At 62.9% G+C, this 2770-nt stretch carries 2 protein-coding genes; one reads left to right on the top strand and one right to left on the bottom strand.

Going from position 1 to position 2770, the window contains the following annotated elements:
* Positions 1-327: 327 nt before the first annotated feature.
* Complete coding sequence (locus ABI_RS11085; protein WP_040309158.1) at positions 328-1299, top strand: hypothetical protein; 972 nt, start codon at positions 328-330, stop codon at positions 1297-1299.
* Here the strand turns inward: ABI_RS11085 and ABI_RS11080 are convergent.
* Positions 1287-2684 carry a protein adenylyltransferase SelO family protein gene (locus ABI_RS11080; protein ID WP_040309157.1) on the bottom strand — a complete coding sequence of 466 codons (1398 nt, stop codon included), beginning with the start codon at positions 2682-2684 and terminating at the stop codon, positions 1287-1289. The two genes, ABI_RS11085 and ABI_RS11080, sit on opposite strands and share 13 nt — an antisense overlap.
* Positions 2685-2770 lie beyond the last annotated feature (86 nt).

Genomic DNA, 2770 nt, shown 5'->3' with positions numbered 1-2770 from the left:
GTTTTATGCCTCTCCTAAGAGATGTGTGCATCGCCTAGCCGCAAACGGGGGAGGATAAGTTAACCCTTACACCAAGGGCTGTTGCCGCCGTTGGCGCGCAGGAGGCCGGCGTAATAGTCCGCTATGCCTTCGGTGCGGTCGTCCGGAGCGCTGGTGGCATAGACCTTCGTGCCTGGCCAGCTACCAGTACAAGCGCGCTTATCAGGGCAATATTCATGGGCTGGTCCTCCGTTGGATAACGTAAACTCCAAAGCGCGGATCGGCTAATTACAAGGCGTTAATCCCTCTGTGGTAGGGTTTACGCCATCGAAATCGGAGAAGCCGACCATGACCGCCAGCCTGACAGCCCTTGCCGCCGAACTGACCCAACGCGCCGAAATCGGGCCAGAGGACGTTCTGGCCCTGCGGCGTCTGGTCTGGCATGACGGCGGCGTCAATACCGCGGAAGCCGACACCCTGATGGCGCTGAACAGCGCCTGTCCGGTGCGCAGCCCCGAATGGATCGACTATTTCGTCGAGGTCATGTGCGATCATGTCATCCATCAACAGCAGCCCACCGGTTATGTCGATGACGCCAAGGCGCAGTGGCTGATGCAGGCGATCGATCACGACGGCAAGGTCGATTCCCTGGCCGAACTGGAACTGCTGGTGAAGGTGCTGGAGACGGCGAACTCGGTGCCGCAAGCTCTGAAAGCCTATGCCCTGATGCAGATCGAGGCGGCGGTTGTGACCGGCGAAGGTCCGACCCGCAAGACCGGCCTGATGGTCGGCAACGGGTTGCTGGACAAGGGCGCGATCAACGATACCGAGGTCGAACTGCTGCGCCGGGTCATCTACGCCCAGGCCGGCGATGGTCATTATATCGTTTCGCGCGATGAGGCCGAACTGCTGTTTCGTCTGAAGGACGCCAACCTGAACGCCGGCCACAGCGCACAGTGGCCCGACCTGTTCGTCAAGGCGATCGCCAACCACATGATGGCCCACGCCGCCTATCAGCCGTTGACGCGCGAAGAGCAACAGAACCTCGACGCCTATGCAGCCGACACTAGCGTCAGCGTGCTGCGTTTCGCCAGCCGTGTCTTTGGCCACCGCACGCCCGATGCTCGCCTGTCGAAGACTGTGCTGGACAATAGCGTCAGCGATGACGCCGCTGCCATGGCGGATGCTGTGGTGACGCACGCCGAACGCACCTGGCTGGATGCTCGGATCGATGCCGATGGCGCCCAGGACGTTCTGGAAACTCAGCTTCTGAACTTTATCCGCCGCGAACAGCAGGAAAAGTCGCGCTATTCGGCCTGAAGGTTGAGTGCCTGGCGGTAGATTTCGATCGCCGCCAGCTTGGCGTGGAAGGCCGACCAGTCGTCGCTTTGCGCGATATCGGCCCAGATGGCCTCGATCTCATCAATCAACAGGGTTTCCGGATCGGGTTCTGCGAACCGCGGGTGATCCAGTTTTGACGGATCGGCGGTGTCGTAGGCGTCCAGCGCCGCGCGGAAGGCCTCGAACAGGTCGCCGGTATAGTGTTCGGCGCGCGGACCGGCCATGGCGCGGCTTGCGCTGAGTTTGCCGCCGAACCAATCGTAAAAAAGACCCTCGAAACTGCCGTCATAGGCCAGGCTGCCTAACAGCGGAAACAGGCTTTTCAGCAGGGGCTGGTTATCGGCCAGCGGTACGATGTTGAGTCTGGCACAGATCGCCAGGGCGAATTCGCTGTCGTAGCGCTCCGGGCAGGTGTTGAAGGCGGCGACCAGGGGCTCGCTGTCGCTGATCAGGGTCAGGCTGCGGCCCAGTTGGCCCAGGTTCCACAGGACGGTGTCAGGCTGGCGACCATAGGCATAGAGGCCGGCGTGGTCGAAATAGGCGGCGGTAAAGCCGGTTTGGTACCACGGCAGGAAGCGGTAGGGGCCATAGTCGAAACTTTCGCCGGTCATGCTCATATTGTCGGTGTTGAGCACGCCATGGACAAAGCCGGCGGCCATCCAGCGCGCGGATAGTCGGGCGTTGGCGCAGACAACGGCGTCGAACAGGCCGGGAATGTCCTGAGCGGTCGGGTGGTAGTTGGCGATGATGAAGTCGCACAGGCCGCGCATGGTGTCGGCATCGTTCAACCAGGCCAGGCGTTCGAACGTGCCGAAGCGCAGGTGCGAATGCGATAGTCGGGTGAGCACCGCCGAGCGTGTGGGGGAGGGCTCGTCGCCGCGGTGCAGGGCTTCGCCGGTTTCGATCAGCGAGAAGGACTTCGAGGTCGGGACGCCCAGGGCTTCCAGCATGGCGGTCGCCAGGACTTCACGGACGCCGCCTTTCAGCGTCAGCCGGCCGTCGCCGCCGCGCGACCACGGGGTTTGCCCGGAGCCCTTGGTGCCGAGGTCGAGCAGCCGGCCCTTGTCGTCTCGCAGTTGGGCAAACAGGAAGCCGCGGCCGTCGCCGAGGTCCGGGTTGTAGTGGCGGAACTGATGGCCGTGGTAGCGCAGCGCCAGCGGTTCGGCTTGGTTGCCGGGCAGGGGCTGGAAGCGGCCGAAATGGTTGAGCCAGGCTTCGTCGCTTAGGGCGTTGAGCCCGACGGAGGCGGCCGCGCGGTCGTTGCGGTAGCGCAGGACGGTTTGCGGGAAGTCTGCCGCCTTGACCGGGTCGTAGAGCGGGAGGGCTGACTGCGCCAGGCGCGGATCGGGGAGGTATTCGGACATGGACGGGAGATAGGGGTTTGGTACAGATTTAGCCAGAGCAGAAAATTCGCATAAGAGGTTACGGGCTCCCTCCTCCCTACGAAGTC

The organism is Asticcacaulis biprosthecium C19 (assembly GCF_000204015.1).
In the GTDB taxonomy this organism is placed as follows: Bacteria; Pseudomonadota; Alphaproteobacteria; order Caulobacterales; family Caulobacteraceae; genus Asticcacaulis; species Asticcacaulis biprosthecius.
The sequence above is the reverse complement of the archived record's forward strand: the minus strand, read 5'-3'. Positions and strand labels throughout refer to the sequence as shown.